The organism is Marinomonas sp. PE14-40, from assembly GCF_051623805.1.
Classification (GTDB): Bacteria; Pseudomonadota; Gammaproteobacteria; order Pseudomonadales; family Marinomonadaceae; genus Marinomonas.
Map to the genome: position 1 here is coordinate 5,149,381 of NZ_CP130700.1, position 24,181 is coordinate 5,173,561.

Consider the following 24,181-nt stretch of genomic DNA (forward strand, 5'->3'; position numbering starts at 1 on the left):
GTATTCCTAGCCTATTAAAACTTCATGGTTTGAGTTTAAAGTTCTTTTATCGCACGACCAATACCATCTAAGGTCAAAGGATACATTTTATCCTTCATCAAAGACTTCATCATGCCAATAGAGTAATGATATGACCAATGTTCTTCTGGTTGAGGATTAAGCCAAACAACATTATCAAAATGATTAGTTATCTTATTAAGCCAGCTTGAACCAGATTCTTGATTCCAGTGCTCAACACTGCCGCCTGGCGCATCAATTTCATAGGGTCCCATAGTGGCATCACCTACAAAGATTACTTTATAGTCACGACCAAAACGATTTATTAAACTCATGGTATCGATGGATTCACTACGGCGTCTAATGTTGTCTTCCCATACATGTTCATATAAACAGTTATGAAAATAAAAAAAGGATAAATGTTTAAACTCACTGTGAGCAGCGCTAAATAACTCTTCGCAGGTTTTAATGTAATCATCCATTGATCCGCCAATATCAAAAAACATTAATACTTTTACCGCATTATGTCTTTCTGGCTCCATATGAACATCAAGCATACCGCCTTGTTTTGCTGTCGCACTAATGGTGCCGTTTAAATCGAGCTTTTCACTGGCACCAGTACGAGCAAAACGACGTAGTTTTTTAAGGGCTAGTTTCATAGTGCGGCTAGTGATTTCTGTATTCGCATCCAAGTTGCGATACTGCCTTTGTTGCCAAACCTTTACCGCTTTTCTTTGTCTTGGCTGATCTTCACCAATACGAACCCCTTCAGGGTTATAGCCACCAGAACCAAAGGGAGAGGTGCCTCCAGTCCCTATCCATTTACTGCCACCGGCGTGGCGTTCCTTTTGCTCTTCAAAACGCTTTTTCAAGGTTTCCATTAACTTGTCTAGGCCACCCATGGCTTCAATTTGAGCCTTTTCTTCTGGGCTTAAGTTTTTCTCAAACTCTTTTCTAAGCCAATCTTCAGGGATTTGATAAGCCTGTTTCAAAGCAGAGAGAACATCTAAGTCTTGTATGCCACTAAAATAGTCGGCAAAGGCTTTATCAAATCTATCGTATTGAGTTTCATCTTTGACTAAGACGGTTCTAGCCAAAAAGTAAAAGGCATCAATATCCGCGAAGATAGCCTGATTTTTGAGTGCATTAATGAGATCTAATAACTCACGAATACTGGTCTTTAACCGATATTTTCGCAGTGTTAAAAAGAATTCAATCAGCATGATGCAAGATCTCCAATATGAGGTATTAACTAACGACGTTTACTCATAAATGCGAGCTTTTGTAACAGGCTGACATCTTGTTCATTTTTTAGTAGGGCACCGAATAATGGCACTAAACCACCTTTATTGCTTTTGTCTCTTAATACTTCTGGCTCAATGTCTTCGGCGATAAGCAATTTAAGCCAATCTAATAATTCACTGGTAGAAGGTTTTTTCTTTAAATGAGGGAGCTCTCTTAATTGGAAAAAGACCTCTAGTGCGGTGGTAAGTAGGTCTTGTTTAATATGAGGGTGGTGAACTTCTATGATTTGCTGCATTTCGTCTTTGTTAGGGAAATCGATATAGTGGAAGAAGCAGCGTCTTAAAAAGGCGTCAGGAAGTTCTTTTTCATTATTTGACGTAATGATAACAATAGGTCTTTGCTTAGCGACGATTCTTTCTTGAGTTTCATACACATGGAATTCCATTTTATCCAACTCAAGTAATAAGTCGTTTGGAAACTCAATGTCTGCTTTATCAATTTCATCTATCAGAAGTACTGGACGGACATTTGCATCAAAAGACTGCCACATTTTTCCTTTGATTATATAGTTACCGATATCATGTACTTTTTCATCACCTAATTGGCTGTCTCTTAGGCGTGATACGGCATCATATTCATATAAGCCCTGTTGAGCTTTAGTTGTAGACTTGATATGCCATTGAATGAGCTCAGTATCAAGGGAGTCAGCCAGTTCTTGAGCTAGCATAGTTTTCCCTGTTCCTGGCTCACCTTTAATTAATAGTGGCTTTTCTAGTAGCATGGCTGCGTGGACTGCCAGTTTAAGAGACTCGCTGGCAACGTAGTTTTTAGTACCTTCAAATTTCACGGATAACCCCTAATGTATTAGCTCACCTAGTTAGCCAGGCTAACAATAAGTGTAAATGATTTCAGTTAAGCAGAATCATCCCATAAAAAACATGAAATACCAATATTGCATATTTTTGGGTTGTGATATTTGTATTTGTTATTTTGTTTTGCCAGTTAATACAAAAAACTGAACGAATGTGCAAATAAAGAGATTAGAAGTTGGAACGAACGGTCAACTTGTATTATGTCTGGCTTTAATTTTTTATAATGAACTTATATTAAGTGAAGCAACTTTACTTGATTTCTCTTTGTTTTAAATTCCCTTTTGCTTATACAATTTGTTTCAAGCAAACCCAGAGCATTTATGTTCTGGGTTTTTTTATGCCTATTATTTAACCAAACCTTTAAAAGCACACCTTTTAAATATGCAAATCCCCTTATAAAGCCTGATAAATGATACACTTAGACTCAGGTGTAACGACTATTAAGGTGTCGTAACTACATGTTTTGAATATCTATCAAAGTGTCATTTCTTTGCATTATGATTAAGTCTTGATATATGGCTATTTAGTTTCACTAAATGCTAATAGGTATGAAATTGCATATTTCGACACACTAACTAGACCACCTAAATCACTAGTGTTGGACTACCAAGGGACATTCGGTGACGTTAAAAGAACAATTGCGCTAGGGTAATTTTATAATACTTTCTAGTGCAACATATAATTATAATTAATAGGAAGCCAACAAAATGAAGCTGAAAGAATCCAGTAATGGTAGAGCAGAGTATAGTACGGCGTATAAAGTAGGTCAGGACAATGTGCAAGTGATGGGTTTGGATTTCCTTAACCCTGTATTCATGAGCAGTGCGTTTATTATCTTTGCCTTTATTTTAGGCACCATATTATTTCCCGCTGAAGCGAAAGAAATATTAGTCGGTGCGAGAGGGTGGTCAATTAGTAACTTTGATTGGCTGTTTATGATAAGTGGTAATATTTTTGTATTATTCTGCTTAGCATTAATTGTACTACCAGTGAGTAAAATCCGTTTAGGGGGCACAGAAGCAAAACCTGAGCACTCAACCCTGACTTGGTTCTCAATGTTATTCGCTGCAGGCATGGGCATAGGCCTAATGTTTTGGAGTGTTGCTGAGCCAGTGGCTTATTATACCGGTTGGTATGGCACACCTCTAAATGTTGAAGCAAGAACACCTGGTGGTGAGCAGCTAGCAATGGGTGCAACCATGTTCCATTGGGGCCTTCACCCTTGGGCTATTTACGGTGTTGTCGCTTTATCCCTAGCATTTTTTGCTTATAACAAAGGGTTACCTTTAACCATACGTTCTGCTTTTTACCCACTATTAGGTGAAAAAGTATGGGGTGTGATTGGGCACTTTATTGATGTACTAGCCGTGATTGCAACCATCTTTGGTTTGGCAACATCACTTGGTTTAGGTGCACAACAGGCAACCAGTGGTCTTAATTTCTTATTTGATGTCCCCAACACACTTACGACTCAAATTGTTGTTATTTTAGTCGTCACTGCTGTGGCAATAGTTTCTGTTGCTAGAGGGTTAGAAGGCGGTGTTAAATTATTGAGTAACATCAATATTATGATTGCTGCCGCGCTAGCGTTGTTTGTTTTAGTTGTCGCAAATACGGGCGCTATTTTTGGTTCAATGGGAACTATCTTCCTAGGCTATGTTGAAAACATTATTCCATTAAGTAGCTGGATTGGCCGTGAAGACCAAACTTTCTACCATGGTTGGACTGTCTTCTACTGGGCTTGGTGGGTATCTTGGGCACCATTTGTTGGTATGTTTATCGCACGCGTTTCTCGCGGTCGTACTGTTCGTGAATTCTTAGTTGCTGTACTACTAGTACCGACTTTTGTTTCACTAATTTGGATGGCAATCTTTGGTGGTTCAGCGATTGATCAAGTAAATAACGGTGTAGGTGAACTATCAAACGGTATTTCTGATGCCTCACTTGCTATGTTCCAAATGTTTGAGCATTTACCGCTTACCGGTTTGATTTCATTTGTTGGTATCATATTAGTACTTGTCTTCTTTGTTACTTCTTCTGACTCTGGTTCATTAGTTATTGATGGCATCACAGCAGGTGGTAAAACAGATGCACCTATGATTCAACGTGTCTTCTGGGCTGTACTAGAAGGTATTATCGCGATAGCCTTGCTTATTGGCGGTGGATCAGAAGCCTTGTCTGCGATTCAAGCCGCAGCGATTACAATTGGCTTACCTTTCTCCGTCTTAATGTTGGTGATGTGTGTTAGCTTGTATAAAGGTCTGCAATCCGATTTGCACCTAGTTAAGTAATACACTTTAAACATGTTGCTCTAATAAAGCGGTGTATGACTCCATACATCGCTTTATTTATTTTAGATCAGTGAAAATACTCTCGATTATTAGCTTAAGTCAGGTGGTAAATAAAATATGATGGAAGTGGAATTAACAGAAATGTTGGATGCCTTAAATCAGTATCCACCCTTTAGTGAAATGCAAGAGCCAGAACTGATAGAGCAAATGGTCCATGAAATTGAAATTCAATATGTACGAAATGGAGAGTCCATTATCGTACCTAACACGATTAATGAATTTTTATATTTTATTCGAAGTGGTGCAGTTGAAGTATTATCCACCAAAGATCAGCTGCTAAGACGAATGGAAGAAGGGGAGTTGTTTGGTTATTTATCCCTATTACGTGATGGTAAAGTTAGTCAGGAAATCAAGGCAATTGAAGACTGCTTACTCTACCTTATTCCGGCTCACTGGTTTAAAAAGCTCTATGTAGAGCAGGATATTTTTTCTGATTTTTTCGAACTCATTCGAGAGAATCGTTTGCGCACTGCATTAGAGGCGCAAAACCAAAACTCAAATCAAGACGTCTCTTTAATGACATGTCCTGTTAAAAGCTTATTAAGACGCCCACCAATTAGCATCGAAGATGATGTCAGTATACAAGAAGCGGCGCAAAGAATGGCGGATAAGCGTGTTTCAAGCTTACTGATTACCCACGAAGAAGAGTTGGTTGGCATAGTAACTGACAGGGACTTAAGAACACGGGTAATCGCCAAAGGGCTGAGTTATGGTGAGTCTGTGAAAGTCATCATGACCGAAGACCCTATCACACTTGATAGCGGTGATTTTGCCTCTGAAGCTGTGATGAAAATGATGGCACAAAATGTTCACCATCTCCCTATTACGAAAAATGGCAAAGCTATAGGGGTGATCAGTACTGGTGATATAGTGCAAAAAGAAAGTCACGGTAGCATGTATTTAATCAGTGACATCTTTAAGCAGCAAGACGTGAGTGCGTTACAGGCTATCAGCCGTAAAATGACGCATACTTTTACTCAGTTGGTTCATGCAGATGCCAACAGTGTCATGATAGGCAATGCCTTATCTCGAATAGGTACTACTTTCATTGAGCGTTTATTGCAGCTGGCTGAAAAGAAATTTGGGCCTGCTCCCATTCCCTTTTGTTTTATTGCCTTAGGGTCACAAGCAAGAGAAGAACAAACGATCAGTACCGATCAAGATAATGCCTTTATCTTGTCTGATAATTATGATGAAGCTGTGCATGGCGATTATTTTAAAACCCTTGCAGACTGGCTTTGTCAAAGCCTAGATCAATGTGGTTATCCGCTTTGTACAGGCGATATTATGGCCAGCAATACCTTATGGCGACAACCTCTTTCCCAATGGAAAAACTATTTCAGTGATTGGATTCAAAACCCTAAACCAGAAGCCTTGTTAAGAAGTTCGATCTTTTTCGATTTGCGCTGTGTATATGGAGAGCAATCATTAGCAAGGCAGTTAACAGATCATATTCATTTACAGACTCAGCAACATAGACGCTTTTTATCTCATATGTCTCGTAATGCAAACCAGAGAAAACCGCCTTTAGGTTTCTTTAGACAATTTGTGTTGGACGGAAGTGGTAAGCAGTCAAAGACATTTAATCTTAAAGAAAGGGGCATCGCGCCCATTATTGATATTGTTCGTGTACACGCGTTAGCCTGCGGTAGCCGCAAGCTTAATACGATGGAACGTCTTCAAGATATTGAAGCGGCTGGTATTTTACAAGAGGGTCGAGCGCGTGATTTGGCCATGGCATTAGAGTTGATCAGCATGGTGAGAATACGACACCAAACCGAACAAATTGATCAAGGATTAACGCCGAATAACCATGTGAACCCGGAGCACCTCTCTAGCCTTGAAAGGCGTAATTTAAGAGATGCCTTCCATGTAGTATCTCGTCAACAAGAGTTTATTAAGTTTCGTTATGCAGGTGAGCGTTCCTAATGTTAGCCAAGCTGTACGATAATTTTAGACAAGATGGTAATCAGGCCTTCGATTGGCATGATTACTATTTAACTCAAGCACAAACTCTGCCTGATGGGCCGTTAAAGCGATTTTATCAAGCCGGTATCCCCGCGTTTGATACTAAACTTGCAGATGCCCCTATGATAGCTTTAGATCTTGAAACAACAGGACTTCGAAGCCAAAAAGATACCATAGTGAGTGTGGGTTCAGTGGCAATGAGTGCAAAACGAGTGAAATGTGCCAGTGCGAAGTATTGGGTGGTTAACCCTGGCGCTAGACTCTCAGCTGAATCTATTACCATCCATGAATTGACGCATTCGGATGTTGAGCAAGCACCGCCTTTAAGCCGTTACTTTGATGCAATTTTAGAAGCGATGGCAGGTAAAGTCGTTGTTGTGCATTGTGCTGCTATTGAAAGACAGTTCTTATATCAAGCAGCCAAGAAGTTATATGGACAAGATTTATTCTTTCCGATTCTGGACACCTTAGCCATAGAGCAAAAGGTCCTGAAACAGAGATCTTTGTTAAAACGTATATTTACCGCCAATACGTCAGTTCGGTTAGATGCTTGTCGCCAAAGATATGGCTTACCTAGATATAAAGCCCACCATGCCCTAACCGATGCTTTCTCGTCCGCTGAATTGTTACAAGCGCAAATTGCTCATCATTTTGATGCGGATAAACCCCTGACTGATTATTGGAGCTGATGCTCTCCTTTTAATATAATTATTGAATGCTTCATCTAATATAACCTAATCAAGTGTCTTAAAAGTAAGACACTTGGTTTATTTAAGATCTTGATGAACTATGTAAATATGCTTGGCTCAATCTGAACCTTGTTTTACAATCCCTTTTTCCCTGACTTATTTCTTAAGTTAGGAAATGACTGCTTACTAGAATTTTTCTATTCGTTTCAAATCATAGGGACATTATGAATACGTCAGTGAATAAAGGCATAGTGCCTGCTCTGTCTGCCTATATCTTATGGGGAATTACCCCAATTTACTTTAAGTGGATGGCAGATGAAAACCCACTGGATATTGTGGCGAATAGGGTTATTTGGTCTGTTGCTTTGTTAGCGATAGTAATCACTATTATGGGAAAGTGGGGCAATGTTAAAAGCGCTCTCGCTTCAAGTAAAACCGTTAAAACTCTGTTAGCAACCACCTTTTTAATCGGGGTGAATTGGTCTGTTTTTATCTATGCAATTGGCACAGATCGAATGATAGATGCAAGTTTAGGTTATTATATTAACCCGCTTATTAGTGTCATTTTAGCTTATTTCTTTTTGAACGAACGGCTTAATAGAGTTCAACTTATTGCTTTAGGATTGGCTGTTATTGGGGTGGGGATACAGGTTGTTGCGTTAGGCTATTTACCTTGGATTTCGATATTATTAGCCTTGTCATTCGGCTTTTATGGCCTTTGCCATAAGAAAACGCCGACAGATAGTTTCACTTCTTTATTTGTTGAAACCAGTCTACTTATGCCAATCGCCTTCATCATTATGGGCTACTTATATAATGCTGGTGGTAATATTGCAGAACGTGAGTTGAATACTTGGTTACTCTTTATGCTGGCTGGCCCTGTCACCACTTTACCTTTGCTTTTATTTTCACTTGCTTCAAAAACAGTCAAGCTCTCAACATTAGGCTTTATGCAATATATCGGGCCAACCATGATTCTAGGGTTGGCTATCTTTGTTTATGGCGAAGAACTAGAGCCAGCTAAGGCGCTAACCTTTACCTTTATTTGGATCGGCCTACTGCTTTATGGTTTTGATTCAGTAAGACGAGATTCAAAACGCCATAAACCCGCTAATCATTAACTTAGGCCTTATTAGCTTAGGCCTTTATCTGGACCTGCTTTTTTAATAGCAGGCCCAATAAACCATAGCTGATAGCAGCGACTAGAATACCAACAATAGGTGCAACCCATTCGCTTAAGTAAGCGGTACCAGATCCCATGAAATAAGCAATAAACCCTGCATAATTTACCTTGGTGAAACTGTAGTCCTCAAAACGAATGTTATCGTGTCGTCGTTTAAGCCAGAAGTCGGTGATAATAATAGCGCCAATAGGTGGTATAAAGGTGCCTAATAGAATCAAAAAGGGAATGAGAAATTCATACATACCAAATACAGCGAGTAGTGTGCCTATGCTTGCTCCGGCTAGAATGACTCGGCTTCTTTTCTTAGTTCGCAATAAATGACAGCCTGCAGCGGCAAAGTTATAAATAGTATTGTCTTGGGTTGTCCAAATATTGCTAAATAACATCAAGACTGCAATTAGCATAAACCCTTGGCTAACAAGCACATCCACCATATCTGCTTGCTGGTAAACTAAACTACCAAAGGCTCCAATAAACACCATCAAACCATTGCCTATAAAGAATGCCAATAGGGTACTTGTAATCGCAATTTTCCCAGACTTTGAGAAGCGACTCCAATTGGTGGCTTGAGTTGCGCCACTGACAAAAGTGCCAAATACCAGAGTGATCGCGGCTGAATAACTTAAGCTCTGTTCGGGCGTTTGACGGATTAACGTCTCTATTCCACCTATATCAATTGCCCCTTGAAAGAGGCTTAAACCAATGAAAAAGAGCATGGCAGGGACAGATATCTTGGATAAAATTTCTAAGCCTTGATAACCAATGAGAGCAGTGAGACAAAAGGCGAACCCAAAGAAGATCATTAAAGGCAGAGTAAGGCTTTGAGATAAATTGAGTAACTCAACAATCACAATAGCAATAGTGGCCGTGCCCCAGGCGTACCAACCTATTTGAGTAAAACCAAGTATGAGGTCGACAAGCTTACTACCTTGGTTACCAAAGCAATAACGACTAAGAAGAACGGTATTAAGACCAGTACGATAGGCAATATAACCTAGGCTTGCAGCGTAACTACCCAGCAATAAGTTACCAATAACAATGAGGCCAATAAGTTCATAAAAACTAAAGGATGAGCCTAATTTTCCCCCAGCCCACATGGTTGCAGTAAAAAAGGTGAAACCTAACAATACGCTTGTCATTGAGACAAAGCCTTTGCGTTGATCTAAAGGCACCGGGCTTAAGGGGAAGTCATTATTTGAGAACATGTCACTATCCATATTGTGTTTAAACTAGATTCGTACAAAGCGAAAAGGGTTGCAAGCAATATGCAGAAATCCCCTTTTTAGGTTAAGGCGTTAGCGGGCTTTTAAAGTAGGGGGTTTTTAAAAGAAGAGGCTTTTAAAATAGCGGTCTTATTTAAAGCTATTCCTCATCCATTCTTAAGTACCAAATAAGCTTGTAAGCACATAGAAGAGTAGTGGTGAAATATCCTGTAATACTTATGGTTTTTGAACAGGTTTATAAAGATGGGTTTCCTATAAAGTTGAGCTAGCTTTTAATTGAGTTTTTCTAATATAAGTTATTGTTATAGTTGAACTAATTTTTTAATTGATAAGAGTGAAATTGATTGAAATGTGGATAAAGTTGAGTAAGATAATTTTCCATTATGTGCACAAGGTGTGGCTTTTTTGATCTGATAGCTTTAGCACTAACGGAGAAAGCACTCCGTGATATGACCCACATTGTCAATTTTAAAATTATTTAGAATCAATAAGTTATGGAAGGGCGCGAAAATAACCGTGCCCGATACGCAAAAATAGGTATCGAAATAACGCGCATGCGCGTTTAGCCAGGAAGGTTTTCCTTATATAAGTGACCTTTCCTTTTAAAATCTTATCTAAAAAAGAGTAATGTGGCGTTTTGAGTGCGGTGGATAAACCGAACAAATCGAGTGTGCGCATTATTATAATGTTAGAGCAACTCATAGCAATGGAGTGTAAATTGGAAAAAAAAGTAAATTATTTTGTTCGTTGGTTAATTGCTATCGTGGCTCTTTCGATATCAATTATGGCTTTTCTAAGCTTTTTCCTTGCTGAACCTAAATATCAAATTACTACAGGTATAATTACTCTTATTGCAATTGTTGTAGTTCTAATACTGTCAGAATCTTTCAATAATTTAAGTGTTGGCAAAATACTAACTTTAAGTAATGAGGTTAAAAAGAAAGATACTGAAAAAGAAACGGTAAAGACAGAAAATAAAGAATTACGTCAAGAGCTATTTAAAATAGTCTCAAATATCCAGCAGTCACAAGTTAATAATACCTATAACGCCCCATCTGACGAGTGGCTTAAAGTTCTTGGTGTTGTAAAATCTGAAGACTCTCCCGAAGACGAGCAAGAAGACCAAGATGAGATAAAACGTGCCGTTCAACACCTTGCTGAAAGAGAAAGATCTCGTGAAAAATCAAGAGAACGCAATCAAAATAGAAGAAAAGCGGAACAAGTTGCTCTAAATAAATATTTCACGCAATCATCAATACCTCAGAGTGAACTAATTCAAAGAGTCGAATTTTCAGGCTCATTCGACGAAATAGATCCAATAATGAATAGAAAGATTGTATTTGATGGCTATCTTAAGTCTGCAAGCAATGAACGGTTCATTGAGGTAATTCCAAATACCAATGCTAGTCTAATGTATTACGACCGTTTGTATGTCATGTTAAATAAAATCCATTTCTATCGTGAAGCAAAAAAAGTAAATGCCGATTTATTGCTTCTCATTATCGACATTGAAGAAATAGATGAAGAGTCTAAGCGCCCAGATAGAAGTGAAAGAGTATTTGATTTCTTTCAACCAGCTATCTCAAATAAGCTCTTAAAAGTCGAACACTTAAAAATTTCTCAAAAAGAAATTGAGGAGCTTGACGAAAATGGGCAGCAAAGATTGCTCTAACAAGTTGCTCAAACGGACAAAAAATAGCTGGTTTTTGCTCGTTCCTCACTAATTTTAGCCAGCTATTATCCGCCTCTTATTTAGGCGTTATACGAAAAGAGAAGACGATGAAATCAGAGTCATCTAAGAGAGTTGACGAAGTAATTGCTAAAGGTACTAAAGAAAGTACTAATAGGACAGTCATACCAATTTGTCATAACAATGCGCTCAAGTTTAGGACGCAGTAAACTGCGCCGCTTAGCTTGGCGCTAGCTACCACAAGGAATCACGGTGAAACTTTTCCACTTTCTTTCTGAAGAATATGCGTTGAAAGCATTAAAAGACCAAAGGTTAAAGGTTTCTCGTTTCTCTGATTTCAACGACCCATTTGAACTGACTTCTATGACATTGGATGATAAGTTTAATAGGACTGTGATAAATGAAAACAAGAAAAAAATTGATAACTTATTTCGAGTTCTTTGTTGCAGCGCTAGTTGGAATAGCCCTCTCTTATGGGGGCATTATGGTGATAAGCATAAAGGCGTTGCGCTCGAGTTAGAAGTGCCTAGCGAAGCGGCTGAAGCTATTCGCTATCGAGAAAGTAGAGAAAATGTAGATTTAGAAAAGTTGTTTTCGCAAAAGGATAATGAGGCTAAACGTAAGTTCTTTGAATTATGCACTACTAAGTACATTGAATGGAGCTATGAAGACGAATATCGGGTTCATTTAATGGATGATGAATTCTATCACGATAGCGGTCATGACTTTTTCGACCTTGAGGGGCAGATAGCAATTAAAGGGATAATTATTGGCGCAATGAATAAAACTTTAACTAGATCTGATATTCAACAAGTGTTGCCTTTGGGGCATGAAATTTCAGTAACAACTTCAAGAGTGGCATTTAAGTCTTTTAATATTGTTCAGAGAAAAGACAAACCTACCTATGTAGTAAAAGGTGAAAGCTAACAAGTTACTCAAAAGGTCGCAAAACGCTTGGCTTGCGCTCCTTCGTCGCTAATTTTAGCCAACTATTTTTCGCCGCTTATTAAGGCGTTATACGAAAAGAGAAGACGATGAAATCAGAGTCATCTAAGAGAGTTGACGAAGTAATTGTTAAAGGTGCTAAAGCAGTTCTTAAGGAAAGGGGTTTTAAGAAGAGCGGTCGTAGCTTTTATAAAGAAGATGGGAACTTTATACAAAGTGTAGCGTTTCAGGCATCACAATATAACAACCCAGAAGACGCCAAATTCTCAGTTAACTTAAATATAGTACTACCATACTTTCACGAGAAGTGGACAAATACACCCACCCCTAATAACCCATCAACGGCGGCAGCAATTATTTCCACAAGGTTAGGTGGTGAGCATTGGTGGAACATTTCTTTAGAAGCTGACTTAGCCGTTATTGCAGAAGAAGTAAGTAATTTATTAGCAAATCAAGGGTTGCCATTTTTAGAGGAAAATTCAGATATCGACAAAATAATTACCTTGGTAAGCAGCAGCGCAAAACCAGCTTATACTTATTATGACTCTAAAATTGTATTAGCTATTATCTATAGTTACCTCGGAAAAAATGACCAAGCTAAAGCGACTATAGACAACTTAAAATGTACTAATAAAGTTAAAGCCTTCAAAGAAACAATAGAGCTAATCGAAGATAGATTACAATGTTAATTAAATCGTATAACAATCATGTCAACCGGACCACCTCTTTTAAAATGCCTGTCTCGTTTAAAAGGGCAGGAGAGATAGAGAGTATTGTCATTGCCATAGTGGTTTTGTTTTGAGAAGAATCGAAAAGTAATGAGCAGTCTGCAAATTCGACCTTAAATAACTTGGCTAATGCTACTTGAGTGGGATAGAGTCTTTTTATTAACTAAAAGGAGTTTATTATGTTCCCCATTGCTGTTTGGATGAGTTTTACACTAGCCTGTTTATTGTTGGTCATCACCCCAGGGCCAGATAATTTATTAGCCATTGGACGTGGTTTAAGCCAAGGTAAAGTGGCAGCTGCGCTATCTGGTTTTTCTTCTGGTACAGGCATTTTATTCCATGTTTTAGCGGCCACCTTTGGTTTAACCCTATTGATACAAACCTCTGAGGTGGCTTTTTATGCCGTTAAAATCATTGGTGCGGCTTACTTAATATTCTTAGGCATCAAGGTGCTGAGATCCCGAAATCTCTTTAGCTTAGAGCCGGTTAAAAAGCAGTCATTAACTAATATCTTTTCGACAGGTTTTTTGTCCGCTGCGCTTAACCCAAAACCGGGTATGTTTGTCCTCGCCTTTATTCCTCAATTTGTGGATCCTAAACTTGGCTCAGTGAGTCAACAAATGTTGGTATATGGCGTTTGGTTTGCTTTGTTAACTGCCGTTGGTTTTGCGCTAATGGGGATTTTTGCCTCTAAACTTTCTAGCTTTTTAGCGTCGAGACCAAGACTGGTTTCTGGTATGAATATCAGCGCTGGCTTGACCTTTATTAGCTCAGGTTTAGCCATAGCGTTTATGAAACAAAAATAGTGAGAGAGATGAAAACCAAGCTATACCTTATTCCTGGCACCATGTGTACGCAACAATTATGGCAATTTTTATTTCCTTCATTATCTGATGAGTTTGAACTTTGTTATCTCACAATACCCAACAAGATGAGCTTAGATGACATTTCAGATCATCTTGTTGCTCAGTTTGAAGAGGATAGGGTTAACCTTTTAGGCTTTTCCTTAGGTGGCTATATTGCCAGTTTATTAGCCTGTCGCTTTCCAGATAGGCTCAATAAACTAATGGTGTTAGCAAATAGTCCCTGTGCTTTAAATTCAGAAGAAATTAGTCTTCGACAGCAGACTTTATCGATACTGAGGCGTTTTGGCTATAAAGGCATGCCAAGGGTGAAAGCAGAAGCTTTATTGGCAGAAAGATCTCCTTTGCATACTGATCTCATCTTAGATATGGATAAAGCTCTCGGCGTTGATACTTTGCTTAGTCAGCTTGATTATACCTCTTCTCGTAATGACCTTATGAAGCCTCTATTGACACTAAATTGCGATGTGCATTTTATCTATAGCCAAGGCGATGCCTTGATCAACCAAGCTTGGATGCAAAAGCTTAAAGAACAAGCTAGGCCAAATGTGACGCAAATTTCTGTCGCGGGCAAAAGCCATATGCTGACGCTAGAGCAACCTCATTTAATTGCGACTGAGATAAATACATTCTTTAAATGAAAAAGCAGGCCTCTAATGAGAAGCCTGCTTATGTTCAATGCTAATTTCAGACGTTAAGGTTAGAAATTAAAGTTTGGTAGCGCACTTTCAACTACAGCATCAGAAATGATTTTGTGTGTTTGTGTCGTTGGGTGTGTTACGCCCCAGAAAAGGTAAGTGTCTGAACCATAGGCTTCACAATCTGAGCGAAGGTCATGAGATTTCAAATAATCTGAAGACGAGCTTTGATTGATATCTAGGCAAGAATCACTGGTGTTACGAAGACCATAGTCACCTGGTGAAGCGACAATGTCTTCGAATAGGCTAAAGGTATCATAAAGCACAAAGTTAAGGCCTTGGGCTTGATACTCAGCTACTTTACCTTCTACAAAAGCGTTGTATTCCACAATTTTAGCATTTACTTCAGCCGCTTTACTTGGATCAGAATATTTGAATTGAGGTGCAATGGATGCATCAACAAGTGCCAATACCAGCATGTTTTCAATGCCGTTAGCGACAAGGTTATCAACCGCTTCAGTGAAGTCGGCACTGACTTCTGCAACGCTTCTGTCATAGTTTACGAAATCGTTTAAGCCTATCTCTAAAGTCACAAGTGTGTCTTTAGTGTCGTAATTTTTCGCTAACTGCATGTATTCAACATAGGACTCTACTTGGCTAGTTAAACCCGATAGCACCACGTATTGATCGGAGCCCGCTGCACCGCCAACTGCCCAGTTATAGTTAGGCAAACCTTTTGCTAACGATAAATACTCATTCCAAACCAAGCCATTTGAGAAGTGGCCTAGGAACCAAGTTTTATCATTTGGGAATATCCATTGGGAAGCGTTATAGATGTTGCCAGCATCTGAGATACTGTCGCCAAATGTCACCACTTTATTGATTTTACTTACGTTGTCATCATTACTGGAAACATCATTTGTCCAGATAGTGTGGTTATAGGATAAACGTGTATCTGCAGCGTAAAAAGTGATATCTGCACCATCGTAATCGGCATTAAGAGTGGCTTCACAACGCTCACGAATAGTGGCATTTTCAACATCCGTATAAAACATGTTTTTCCAAGAGGTACTTGAATACCAGTAACCTTTTATCGAGTAGTAACTACCATCATCTTTTAATGCCCACTCCCAACTGGTACTTGCATCATTATGATTTCCTGAAGGGCGATACCAACACCTAACATAGGTCTTAGTTTCATCCGACTGAAGGTTAGCTATTTGTTTGCTTGATAGGTCTGCAGCCGCATTCGCTGTCGCACCATAGAAAGGCAAAAGTAGAAAAGGTAATAAGCCGAATTTTTTTATTGTTTGATTCATTCGTTAACTCCATAAAAAGTGTAAAACCTCTATGTCTGAAAAACTTGATACATATGATCAAAAATTAAACAGAAATATTACAAATTTTTATATCAATAAAATATCAAAATTACCAATAGGAATATCTGTGGGCTCAAATATTTTTTATTAAAGGCTCATTTAATAAAACTTATTGCCGTTAACATCTCTAAAATATTTTGCAATATGAAATTTAAAAGGAAGGGTAAAAGCGGTGTGAGAGTCAATGAATTCATAAAATGGCGTTTTAAAACGCTATAAAGAGCACCATAGCCTAACAATATGCCTATTAAGCTATGGTTTGATTCGCTTATCTTTGCTTCAGGTAAGCTAACATTGTATCGGCATCAGAGACTTCAAATGGATCTGCTGGTGCATCATCCTGGAAACCTTCTTCCGAAAACATTTTGGTGATTGAGCCATCTTCAACATACATAGCATAACGCCAGCTACGCATACCAAAGCCAAGGTTATCCTTTTTAACTAGCATACCCATTTGTCTTGTGAAGTCGCCATTACCGTCAGGTAATAGGAAAACATTTTGAGCATTTTGGCTTTTGCCCCATTGGAACATGACGAAAGCATCGTTAACGGAAAGACAAACAACAGCGTCTACACCTTGTGCTGTAAATTCATCGTACAACTCTTCAAAACGAGGAAGGTGAGAGGTAGAGCATGTCGGTGTGAAAGCGCCAGGTAGAGAGAATACAACGACATTCTTACCTTTAAAAACATCATCACTGGTTAGATCCTTCCATTCAAACGGGTTAGGACCACCTAATGCTTCATTTCTTACGCGAGTCTTGAACGTGACCTGAGGGACTGTGCTTCTCATGTGTTAATCCTTGTTTAAGATACAATTTAGACGTTTAAGTAGAAGTTTAAGTCTCTAATGTATTTGGTTAAGGTGCAAGTGAATTGCGCTTAAATCCAGACAAGCTGGCGTTTATTGTTAGCTATTTTGCTGTTTTTTAACCTATTGAATTAAAAAATGATTGGTTATTGTGATATTTCAATTGGATTGGAGTGATCATATGAGTTACCAAGCATCAAGGAGCATGGCGCTAAACTTATGGGGGAAACTGGGGCGAAATCGTTTGGGGCGCACTTTATTTTCTAAGGCTGTATGCTTTAAGGCCCCTTACTTTGCATCAATACACCCTTACTTTCATGGGTTAGAGCCTGGCCGCGTGGAAGTGCATGTTAAGAAACGTCGTAGCGTGACAAATCATATTAATACGGTTCATGCGATTGCTATGTGTAATGCTGCTGAACTTGCGGCCGGCACTTGTTTAGATGTCTCTTTGGATGCTCGGTATCGTTGGATTCCTGTGGGAATGGAAGTGAAATATCAGAAGATGGCGAAAACTAATTTAAGAGCCATTTGTGAAATAGCTGACTATAAAAACTTGCAAGAAGGGGATCATATTTTGCCTGTGAGTGTATTAGATACACAGGGAGTCGAAGTCTTTAATGCCCAAATTAAAATGAAGGTGAGCGCTAGAAAATAGTACAAGATAAGTTCGCTCAAATCGAATAAGCAGCAGACAAAATGCCTGCTGCTTTAAGATAAAACTATTTAGCTTTATGTGTCTCGATAGCGTCTTGCATCGCAGACATAGCGGTTGCTTCCAACCAATCAAGATCAATATTCTGATGGGCTTCACAGATAAACCAAGGCTCACGTGAATCTGGCTCTAGCATGATGCCTTTATTAATTAGATTAAAAGCAAACTCAGTGTAAAGCTCTGAGTCTGTTTGTTTCCAATCACGGTAGTTTTGAGGGACAAAGCTACCAAAGTGAATACCAAACATAGCGTCAGGGCCAGCAAATCTGTGCTCTATACCAAAGTGGCTAAATACTTTACCTAGACGTTCTTGGATTGCGCGACCGTTTGCATCGACTGTGGCAAGCGCATCGGTATCACGCAATAGTGTTAACGTTGCTTTGGCAGCACTTAAAGCGATCATGTTAGCAGTATAAGTACCACCGTGAGTCACGCCGTTCTTACCAAAGTTAATCTTATCCATGATGTCTTTTTTACCACCAAAAGCGGCAACAGGGTAACCATTACCCATGGCCTTTGCATAGGTCGTTAAATCAGCATAAATACCATAGAGTTCTTGAACACCGCCTTTAGCAACGCGGAAACCTGTCTTAACTTCATCCATGATAAGCAATGATTCATTCTTGTCAGAAATATCACGCAAAGCCTGAATATAATCTTGAGTTGCTGCGATACTACCGCAGTTACCCATAATAGGCTCGATAACAATCGCAGCGATGTCATGACCAACTCGCTCAAAAACTTCGTTTAATGCCTCTAGATCATTTAAAGGAACGGTTTCAAGATGTTCTTTGCTGCTTTCTGGAATACCAATACCAAAAGCGGCCACTTCAGGTGCTGCTTGAGTGTTCGCATCCCAATTATCAACATCTGATTTCCACATCATTTCATCGTATAAACCGTGGAAACCACCTTCGACAACCACAATTTTATTGCGACCTGTAAAACCACGCGCTGTTCGTACTGCACCTAATACCGCTTCTGTGCCTGAGTTAGCAAAACGAAGCTTTTCAATTTGAGGGCAAAGATCTTTGATTAAGGTCGCAACTTCAGAATCTAGTTCGGTAGAAAAACCAGAAATAGTGCCCACTTGAGTGATCGCTTTAATCACTTCCTCATCAACACGTGAATCACGGTAACCTAGAATAATAGGGCCATAAGCAAGACGAAAGTCGATAAACTCTTGATCATCACAATCTGTGATGGTCGCGCCTTTAGTACTTTTTACGAAAACAGTTTTATCTTCGCCCCAATAGCGGTAGCTATCGGCAACGCCCATAGGCATATGTGTATGGGCTGTTTTAAGTAGTTTTGCAGATTGAGGTTTAGCTTGATCAGTCATGGGGCTCTTGCATATGTAAAGGAGATGAGGTTGCTGGTAATACACCAGATTTTGCGAGCGCATCATACCTGTTTCACCTAGGGTTTTCCACTTGGTGAAACAGAAAAGGCGCACTAATTTATGTTAAAAGAAGGGCTTAAAAAGCTGTGTTTAAAAAACGACTTAGAATCGGATCTTAAAAAGAAAATATTTTGTGATAAGGCAGAATAATAAGGTTCGCAATAACTAAAATAAAAACAATGGCATATGTGATTTGCATTCCAAGAGCTCGACCGCGACAACGTCCCTTTAACGTGCTTTTTGCATGCATGATGCGGGCAATAAGTAGACTGATTGCTAAGGTGTGAATAAACCAATTTGGTGTGTTGTTTATTTCAAGATTAGCCAGTAGTAAGAGCGCTATGGGGATATTTTCTAAGGCATTAATGTGACCAGATCTTGCCCATATCAGAGGTTTAAAGCCTCCATCCCCAAAAGGAACACGGTAAATGCGTCTTTGTTTCACCACATTAAAAGATAAGGCCAAAATCAAGAGGCTAAACAAACAAAGATAAAAACCTATTATCATAATAATCTCTTATTAGTCAGATGAATGTATTATCACTTTTTACTTAGTTTAAAGGCTCATACATCAGCATACTGCTCGTTAATAACGACTTGTTCGGCCTTTTTACGGGCTTCCCATTTGCGGATTTCTAGTTCAGGTTTATCGTAAAATTTATCGACATAACCTAAGCATAGATAGGCGATTAATTCTCTGTCTTTTGGGGCATTTAAAATAAACTTCACATCGTCAGGGTTAAGTATACTTACCCAGCCCATACCAATGTTAAGTGACCTTGCCATTAACCACATATTTTGAATCGCACAAACCACGCTAAAGCGGCCCATATCCGGCATACTTGTTTGGCCAAGAACCGGTGCATTATTAGGTTTGTAGAAAACGGCAAGATTAAGAGGGGATTCTTGTATGCCCTCTAATTTTAATGACTGGTAGAGCGCTTGCTTTTCATCATCAAGACTATTGGAAAGGGTTTCTTTCGCTTTTTCATTTTCGCGATGAAAGCTTTGGCTAATTTTATGCTTGATTTCGTCATCATGAATTAAGACAAACTCCCAAGGTTGGGAAAAGCCAACAGAAGGTGCGTGTAATGCGGCATCTAAAATCTGTTTTAGGTCACCTTCTTTGATCGTGTCTTTAAGAAAGCGGTTCCCTCGTACATCACGTCTATGCTGGATTATTTCACTTAAGATATCACTGGCAGCTTGGTCAAACTGCTTGTTGGAATCAAAGGTATTATTCATGGTTTATATAAGCTCTAACAGGCTATCAGTTAGTCAATTTATTTTAATAATAAATGGCTAAACTGAGTTCCACCAATAATCCCTCATTTGGTTTGATTAAGTTTTAGCATTAGATACTAGACTAGATTGTTTTCTTTTTTAACCTTTCTTTACAGCAGGTGTGACGAATTTTATTTGCTGCTGACAATTTAGCCTCAAATTAGAGAAAACTAAACTAAGTTATGGGAATTGCTAACCTTTGTTCTGGACTCTTTTAAACCCTAAGTATTAAAAATAATGACTGTTAGTCGCCTTGTTTAACCAACAGCGAGAACATAATTAAGCGATAGCTTGAGTGAATAACAGGTAAGAGAGACTAAAAACATCAAGAAGCTATGACTAATTCTTAAGCGAATGCTGATGTCTGGATTCATTTGTGCGATAATGCCGCCAAATTTTATTTGATACTGGTCAGTGTTGCTTTTAAAAAATGAACAGTTGCTCAATGACAGTATCGATCAACACTTTAATTGATAATTTAATCGGAAGACGACCTTGCTAACTACTGCAAATCTAACTATTCAGTTTGGTGCTAAACCACTTTTTGAAAATGTATCTGTTAAATTTGGCGAAGGCAATCGCTATGGTTTAATTGGTGCTAACGGTTGTGGTAAATCCACCCTAATGAAAATTCTTGGGGGCGATTTAGAGCCAACATCAGGTAATGTTTCTAAAGACCCAAATGAGCGTCTTGGTAAATTGAAACAGGACCAATTTGCCTATGAAGAATACAGTGTTATTGACACAGTGATCATGGGACATGAAGAGCTTTGGGCCGTTAAATCTGAGAAAGACGCTATCTATGCTAACCCAGATATGACAGAGGCTGATGGCCTTCGTGCGGGTGATCTTGAAGCTGAATTCATGGAAATGGATGGTTATTCTGCAGAAGCACGTGCTGGTGAGCTTTTGATTGGTGTTGGTATTCCTGTTGAGCAACATTATGGTTCTATGACCGAAGTTGCACCGGGTTGGAAGCTACGTGTATTGCTAGCGCAAGCATTATTCTCTGAACCAGAAATTTTGTTACTTGATGAGCCTACCAACAACTTGGACATTCATACTATCGAATGGCTAGGCGGTGTGCTTAACGAACGTAACTGCACCATGATTATTATTTCCCACGACCGTCACTTCCTTAACAGTGTTTGTACACACATGGCAGACTTGGATTATGGTGAATTACGCCTTTTCCCAGGTAACTATGATGAATACATGACTGCTGCGACTCAATCTCGTGAACGTCTATTGTCTGATAACGCTAAGAAGAAAGCGCAAATTAACGAACTTAAAGCTTTCGTTAGCCGCTTCTCTGCTAACGCATCTAAATCTAAGCAAGCGACTTCTCGTGCGAAGCAAATCGATAAAATTCAGCTTGATGAAGTTAAACCTTCTTCTCGTCAGAATCCATTTATTCGCTTTGAACAAGAGAAAAAACTTCACCGTAATGCCTTGATGGTTGAAGGCTTAGGTAAAACCTATGAGGAAGAGATCTTTAAAAATCTAGACCTTATGGTTGAGGTGGGTGAACGTATTGCTATCATCGGACCAAACGGTATTGGTAAATCAACACTACTAAAATGTTTAGTTGGTGATACTGATCTTAATGCAGGTACCGTTAAGTGGTCTGAAAACTCACAGATTGGTTATTACGCTCAGGACCATGCATCTGACTTCGAAGAAGATAAAACACTGATTGATTGGATGTGGCAATGGGGTCAAGAAGGTGATGATGAGCAAGTTATGCGTGGCACCTTAGGTCGCTTATTGTTCTCACAAAAAGAGATTGAAAAATCCGTTAAGGTTATCTCTGGTGGTGAGCAGGGCCGTATGTTGTTCGGTAAGATCATGCTACAACGTCCAAACATTCTATTAATGGATGAGCCTACTAACCACTTAGATATGGAATCTATCGAGTCGTTAAACTTGGCGCTAGACAACTATGCAGGCACCTTGTTGTTTGTCTCTCATGACCGTGAGTTCGTTTCTTCTTTGGCAACACGTATCATTGAAATAACACCAAATGGCATTGTTGACTTCCACGGTACTTATGATGAGTACCTTGAAAAACAAGCTGGATAAATTCTAAAAACATCCGTTTTTGGTATTTAGTAGAAAAGAGCGCCTAGGCGCTCTTTTTTTATGGATGACTGAATTGCAGGCTCCTTACGTGTTTAGTGATATTCCAAAATGGAAAATAGTTTATTCAGTATTTTCTCTATTAGAACATGGCTTTTACTCGTAAAGTTATAGCATAAATTATTGTGATCTTTAGAAAGGCTATAAGGGTTAAGTTATGTTGAATGATGAGCAGGTTAATCAATTTCATGATCAAGGTTTCCTTGTACTTGATCAGGTGTTCGGGCTTGAAGAACTAGATGAAGTTAAAACACAAGCCGCTAAAATTGTGAATGACTGGCATGATGACGATAGATCGCACACTTTCAGCACTAAGGATAATGATAGAAGCGGAAATGATTTTTTCTTAGACTCTGCTGAAACAATGAGCTGCTTTTTCGAAGAAGAGGCCTTTGATGAGAGAGGGGAGTTTGTTCAAGATAGATCTCTGTGTATCAATAAAATTGGCCATGCATTACATGAACTTGATCCAGTTTTTAATCGCTTTAGCCATCAAAAAGTGCTGGGTGATATTGCTAAGGATATTGGCTTGTCGTCACCACAAATTCGCCAATCTATGTATATTTATAAGCAACCTAAAATTGGTGGTGAAGTAAATTGGCACCAAGACGCGACCTTTTTCTTTACAACACCCCAAAGTGTTGTGACCTATTGGTTTGCAATGGAAGATGCAACTCTAGAGAATGGATGTCTTTGGGTTGAGCCTAAAGGTCATAAAGGGCCATTGAGAGAGCGTTTTAACCGAGAAGGAAGCAATACTAATATGCTGCCTTTAGATGATACGCCTTGGCCAATTGATACAGGAATTCCTGTTGAAGTAAAAGCGGGGAGTCTTGTGGTTTTCCAAGGAAAGTTACCTCACTATAGCGCGCCAAACCGTTCTAATAAATCGCGTCAAGCTTATACCTTGCATGTCACTGATGGCACGACAGAATATGCCAATGAAAACTGGCTTCATGCGAAAGACTTACCATTAAAAGGTTTTTCTAACTAATACGGCTACTCTTTTTTGCTTACTTACTGAACTAGAAGGCGAGTAAGAATAATCAAAGGCTGCTCACAAAATGAGCGGCCTTTTTTGTGTCTTCTATTGACGTGCTTCACCTGCCTTAATGAGTTTATCTTTAAACCATAAATGAGCGGGGTCTGACTCACTTCTTTGGTGCCATATTAATGAATAAACAACGGGTAGGGTTGCACATGGCATAGGCAAGCAGGTGAGCTCAAGCTTGTTGCAGATATAGTCTGCCCAGTTTGTTGATGTCGTAAAAACCAAATCCGAATTAGAACAAAGTGCACTTGCACTGTGAAAGTCAGGTACTTGTACCGCAATATTTCTGTGTAGTCCTCTTTCTGCCAACGTTTGATCAAAAATGGGTGCACCTAGCTCATTATCTCTTACATGAATATGACGACAGGCTAAATAAGTATCTTGGTCCCAATTTAGGTTCGTGGTTTGTAGTAGCGGATGATTGCTGCGTAGTAAGCAAACTAATTCATCACGATACAGTTCATGGGTAATGAGTTGATTGCCTATTTTAGCGGCTTGTCCTAGGTCTTGAGGCAAAATAACGAAGTCGACTAGACCTTGATTAAGGTGCTCTAAGCTAAGTGTGTCTTTAAACCAGGTATCTAATTGGATATGCGGCGCTTCATTGGTTAACTCTGTAATAATAGGAGAGAGTAAAAACTCAAATGCACTCTCAGGCATAGACATATTAAGTTTGCCCCTATGTTGCTCAAGACTAAACTCATCTGGTGCAAAAAGCTTATCTAAAGCAAATAAAGCTTGGGTTAGCTTAGGCTCAATCTCTAAAGTGAACTGAGTTGGAATTAAGCCATGAGGGCCGCGGTGAAAGAGAGGATCATTAAAAAGATGCCTTAACTGAGCGAGATTCTTACTCACTGAAGACTGGCTTAGGTTCATGCTATTGGCAGCCGCTGAGGCGCTTCTTTCTTTCAGCAATGTTTGTAGGGTAACTAATAAATTGATGTTCACCCGTGATAATTGCGACATATCCATAATTAGCCTGCTATGACAAAATAGAATGAAATATCT

Annotated in this window: 21 protein-coding genes; 12 read left to right on the forward strand and 9 right to left on the reverse strand. The window is 39.1% G+C overall.

Features of this window, described 5'->3' with window-relative positions; translation table 11 throughout:
- Positions 1-35: 35 nt before the first annotated feature.
- Positions 36-1,220 carry a vWA domain-containing protein gene (locus Q0A08_RS23800; RefSeq protein WP_438464014.1) on the reverse strand — a complete coding sequence of 395 codons (1,185 nt, stop codon included), beginning with the start codon at positions 1,218-1,220 and terminating at the stop codon, positions 36-38.
- Positions 1,221-1,249: 29 nt separating this feature from the next.
- Complete coding sequence (locus tag Q0A08_RS23805; RefSeq protein ID WP_438464015.1) at positions 1,250-2,089, reverse strand: AAA family ATPase; 840 nt, start codon at positions 2,087-2,089, stop codon at positions 1,250-1,252.
- A gap of 732 nt (positions 2,090-2,821) precedes the next feature.
- Between Q0A08_RS23805 and Q0A08_RS23810 the strand changes: the two genes are divergently transcribed.
- From Q0A08_RS23810 to rarD, 4 genes are all read left to right on the forward strand, one after another.
- Entirely contained in the window at positions 2,822-4,405 is a 1,584-nt protein-coding gene (locus tag Q0A08_RS23810; RefSeq protein ID WP_438464016.1) for a BCCT family transporter, read from the forward strand.
- Positions 4,406-4,522: 117 nt separating this feature from the next.
- On the forward strand, positions 4,523-6,394 hold the full coding sequence (locus Q0A08_RS23815; RefSeq protein WP_438464017.1) for a putative nucleotidyltransferase substrate binding domain-containing protein: 1,872 nt from the start codon (positions 4,523-4,525) through the stop codon (positions 6,392-6,394).
- The gene (locus Q0A08_RS23820) at positions 6,394-7,122 is read left to right on the forward strand and encodes a 3'-5' exonuclease (RefSeq protein WP_438464018.1); all 729 of its coding nucleotides are present in this window, start codon (positions 6,394-6,396) and stop codon (positions 7,120-7,122) included. Before Q0A08_RS23815 ends, Q0A08_RS23820 begins: the two co-directional genes overlap by 1 nt.
- A gap of 224 nt (positions 7,123-7,346) precedes the next feature.
- Positions 7,347-8,243 (forward strand): EamA family transporter RarD, encoded by an 897-nt coding sequence (gene rarD / locus Q0A08_RS23825; protein WP_438464019.1) that lies wholly within the window; start codon positions 7,347-7,349, stop codon positions 8,241-8,243.
- A 16-nt stretch (positions 8,244-8,259) separates the two neighbouring features.
- On the opposite strand, the gene codB is transcribed toward rarD, so the two are convergent.
- Entirely contained in the window at positions 8,260-9,510 is a 1,251-nt protein-coding gene (gene codB, locus Q0A08_RS23830) for a cytosine permease (RefSeq protein WP_438464020.1), read from the reverse strand.
- A 736-nt stretch (positions 9,511-10,246) separates the two neighbouring features.
- Between codB and Q0A08_RS23835 the strand changes: the two genes are divergently transcribed.
- From Q0A08_RS23835 to Q0A08_RS23855, 5 genes are all read left to right on the forward strand, one after another.
- Positions 10,247-11,200: a hypothetical protein gene (locus tag Q0A08_RS23835; protein WP_438464021.1), complete on the forward strand. Its 954-nt coding sequence runs from the start codon at positions 10,247-10,249 to the stop codon at positions 11,198-11,200.
- 270 nt (positions 11,201-11,470) lie between these two features.
- The gene (locus tag Q0A08_RS23840) at positions 11,471-12,145 is read left to right on the forward strand and encodes a DUF2971 domain-containing protein (RefSeq protein WP_438464022.1); all 675 of its coding nucleotides are present in this window, start codon (positions 11,471-11,473) and stop codon (positions 12,143-12,145) included.
- 107 nt (positions 12,146-12,252) lie between these two features.
- Complete coding sequence (locus tag Q0A08_RS23845; RefSeq protein WP_438464023.1) at positions 12,253-12,852, forward strand: DUF4304 domain-containing protein; 600 nt, start codon at positions 12,253-12,255, stop codon at positions 12,850-12,852.
- A 218-nt stretch (positions 12,853-13,070) separates the two neighbouring features.
- Positions 13,071-13,697, forward strand: coding sequence for a LysE family translocator (locus tag Q0A08_RS23850; protein ID WP_046018916.1), 627 nt, complete (start codon positions 13,071-13,073; stop codon positions 13,695-13,697).
- Between the two features lie 8 nt (positions 13,698-13,705).
- Entirely contained in the window at positions 13,706-14,395 is a 690-nt protein-coding gene (locus Q0A08_RS23855; RefSeq protein WP_438464024.1) for an alpha/beta fold hydrolase, read from the forward strand.
- Positions 14,396-14,454: 59 nt separating this feature from the next.
- On the opposite strand, the gene Q0A08_RS23860 is transcribed toward Q0A08_RS23855, so the two are convergent.
- On the reverse strand, positions 14,455-15,711 hold the full coding sequence (locus tag Q0A08_RS23860) for an SGNH/GDSL hydrolase family protein (protein ID WP_438464026.1): 1,257 nt from the start codon (positions 15,709-15,711) through the stop codon (positions 14,455-14,457).
- A gap of 328 nt (positions 15,712-16,039) precedes the next feature.
- On the reverse strand, positions 16,040-16,564 hold the full coding sequence (locus Q0A08_RS23865; RefSeq protein WP_438464027.1) for a peroxiredoxin: 525 nt from the start codon (positions 16,562-16,564) through the stop codon (positions 16,040-16,042).
- A gap of 199 nt (positions 16,565-16,763) precedes the next feature.
- Between Q0A08_RS23865 and Q0A08_RS23870 the strand changes: the two genes are divergently transcribed.
- A complete protein-coding gene (locus tag Q0A08_RS23870; protein ID WP_438464028.1) occupies positions 16,764-17,240 on the forward strand; it encodes a hotdog fold domain-containing protein in 477 nt (158 codons plus the stop codon).
- A 64-nt stretch (positions 17,241-17,304) separates the two neighbouring features.
- Here the strand turns inward: Q0A08_RS23870 and Q0A08_RS23875 are convergent, their stop codons facing one another.
- The 3 genes from Q0A08_RS23875 to bluB all read right to left on the reverse strand — a co-directional run bounded on the left by Q0A08_RS23875 (position 17,305) and on the right by bluB (position 19,944).
- Positions 17,305-18,639 carry an aspartate aminotransferase family protein gene (locus Q0A08_RS23875; RefSeq protein WP_438464029.1) on the reverse strand — a complete coding sequence of 445 codons (1,335 nt, stop codon included), beginning with the start codon at positions 18,637-18,639 and terminating at the stop codon, positions 17,305-17,307.
- A gap of 175 nt (positions 18,640-18,814) precedes the next feature.
- Positions 18,815-19,207 carry an MAPEG family protein gene (locus Q0A08_RS23880; protein WP_438464030.1) on the reverse strand — a complete coding sequence of 131 codons (393 nt, stop codon included), beginning with the start codon at positions 19,205-19,207 and terminating at the stop codon, positions 18,815-18,817.
- Positions 19,208-19,263: 56 nt separating this feature from the next.
- Positions 19,264-19,944, reverse strand: a complete 681-nt coding sequence (gene bluB, locus Q0A08_RS23885) for a 5,6-dimethylbenzimidazole synthase (protein ID WP_438464031.1) — start codon at positions 19,942-19,944, stop codon at positions 19,264-19,266.
- A gap of 534 nt (positions 19,945-20,478) precedes the next feature.
- Between bluB and Q0A08_RS23890 the strand changes: the two genes are divergently transcribed.
- Both Q0A08_RS23890 and Q0A08_RS23895 read left to right on the forward strand, forming a co-directional pair.
- Complete coding sequence (locus Q0A08_RS23890; protein ID WP_438464032.1) at positions 20,479-22,065, forward strand: ABC-F family ATPase; 1,587 nt, start codon at positions 20,479-20,481, stop codon at positions 22,063-22,065.
- Positions 22,066-22,279: 214 nt separating this feature from the next.
- Entirely contained in the window at positions 22,280-23,116 is an 837-nt protein-coding gene (locus tag Q0A08_RS23895) for a phytanoyl-CoA dioxygenase family protein (protein WP_438464033.1), read from the forward strand.
- Positions 23,117-23,209: 93 nt separating this feature from the next.
- Here Q0A08_RS23895 and Q0A08_RS23900 read toward each other — a convergent pair whose 3' ends face one another.
- Positions 23,210-24,139, reverse strand: a complete 930-nt coding sequence (locus Q0A08_RS23900; protein WP_438464034.1) for a LysR family transcriptional regulator — start codon at positions 24,137-24,139, stop codon at positions 23,210-23,212.
- Positions 24,140-24,181 lie beyond the last annotated feature (42 nt).

Coding starts and splice junctions, on each gene's coding strand:
- Q0A08_RS23800 (WP_438464014.1), bottom strand. CDS start 1,220: ATGCTGATTGAATTCTTTTTAACACTGCGAAAATATCGGTTAAAGACC.
- Q0A08_RS23810 (WP_438464016.1), top strand. CDS start 2,822: ATGAAGCTGAAAGAATCCAGTAATGGTAGAGCAGAGTATAGTACGGCG.
- Q0A08_RS23815 (WP_438464017.1), top strand. CDS start 4,523: ATGATGGAAGTGGAATTAACAGAAATGTTGGATGCCTTAAATCAGTAT.
- Q0A08_RS23820 (WP_438464018.1), top strand. CDS start 6,394: ATGTTAGCCAAGCTGTACGATAATTTTAGACAAGATGGTAATCAGGCC.
- rarD (WP_438464019.1), top strand. CDS start 7,347: ATGAATACGTCAGTGAATAAAGGCATAGTGCCTGCTCTGTCTGCCTAT.
- codB (WP_438464020.1), bottom strand. CDS start 9,510: ATGTTCTCAAATAATGACTTCCCCTTAAGCCCGGTGCCTTTAGATCAA.
- Q0A08_RS23845 (WP_438464023.1), top strand. CDS start 12,253: ATGAAATCAGAGTCATCTAAGAGAGTTGACGAAGTAATTGTTAAAGGT.
- Q0A08_RS23850 (WP_046018916.1), top strand. CDS start 13,071: ATGTTCCCCATTGCTGTTTGGATGAGTTTTACACTAGCCTGTTTATTG.
- Q0A08_RS23855 (WP_438464024.1), top strand. CDS start 13,706: ATGAAAACCAAGCTATACCTTATTCCTGGCACCATGTGTACGCAACAA.
- Q0A08_RS23860 (WP_438464026.1), bottom strand. CDS start 15,711: ATGAATCAAACAATAAAAAAATTCGGCTTATTACCTTTTCTACTTTTG.
- Q0A08_RS23865 (WP_438464027.1), bottom strand. CDS start 16,564: ATGAGAAGCACAGTCCCTCAGGTCACGTTCAAGACTCGCGTAAGAAAT.
- Q0A08_RS23870 (WP_438464028.1), top strand. CDS start 16,764: ATGAGTTACCAAGCATCAAGGAGCATGGCGCTAAACTTATGGGGGAAA.
- Q0A08_RS23875 (WP_438464029.1), bottom strand. CDS start 18,639: ATGACTGATCAAGCTAAACCTCAATCTGCAAAACTACTTAAAACAGCC.
- Q0A08_RS23880 (WP_438464030.1), bottom strand. CDS start 19,207: ATGATAATAGGTTTTTATCTTTGTTTGTTTAGCCTCTTGATTTTGGCC.
- bluB (WP_438464031.1), bottom strand. CDS start 19,944: ATGAATAATACCTTTGATTCCAACAAGCAGTTTGACCAAGCTGCCAGT.
- Q0A08_RS23895 (WP_438464033.1), top strand. CDS start 22,280: ATGTTGAATGATGAGCAGGTTAATCAATTTCATGATCAAGGTTTCCTT.
- Q0A08_RS23900 (WP_438464034.1), bottom strand. CDS start 24,139: ATGTCGCAATTATCACGGGTGAACATCAATTTATTAGTTACCCTACAA.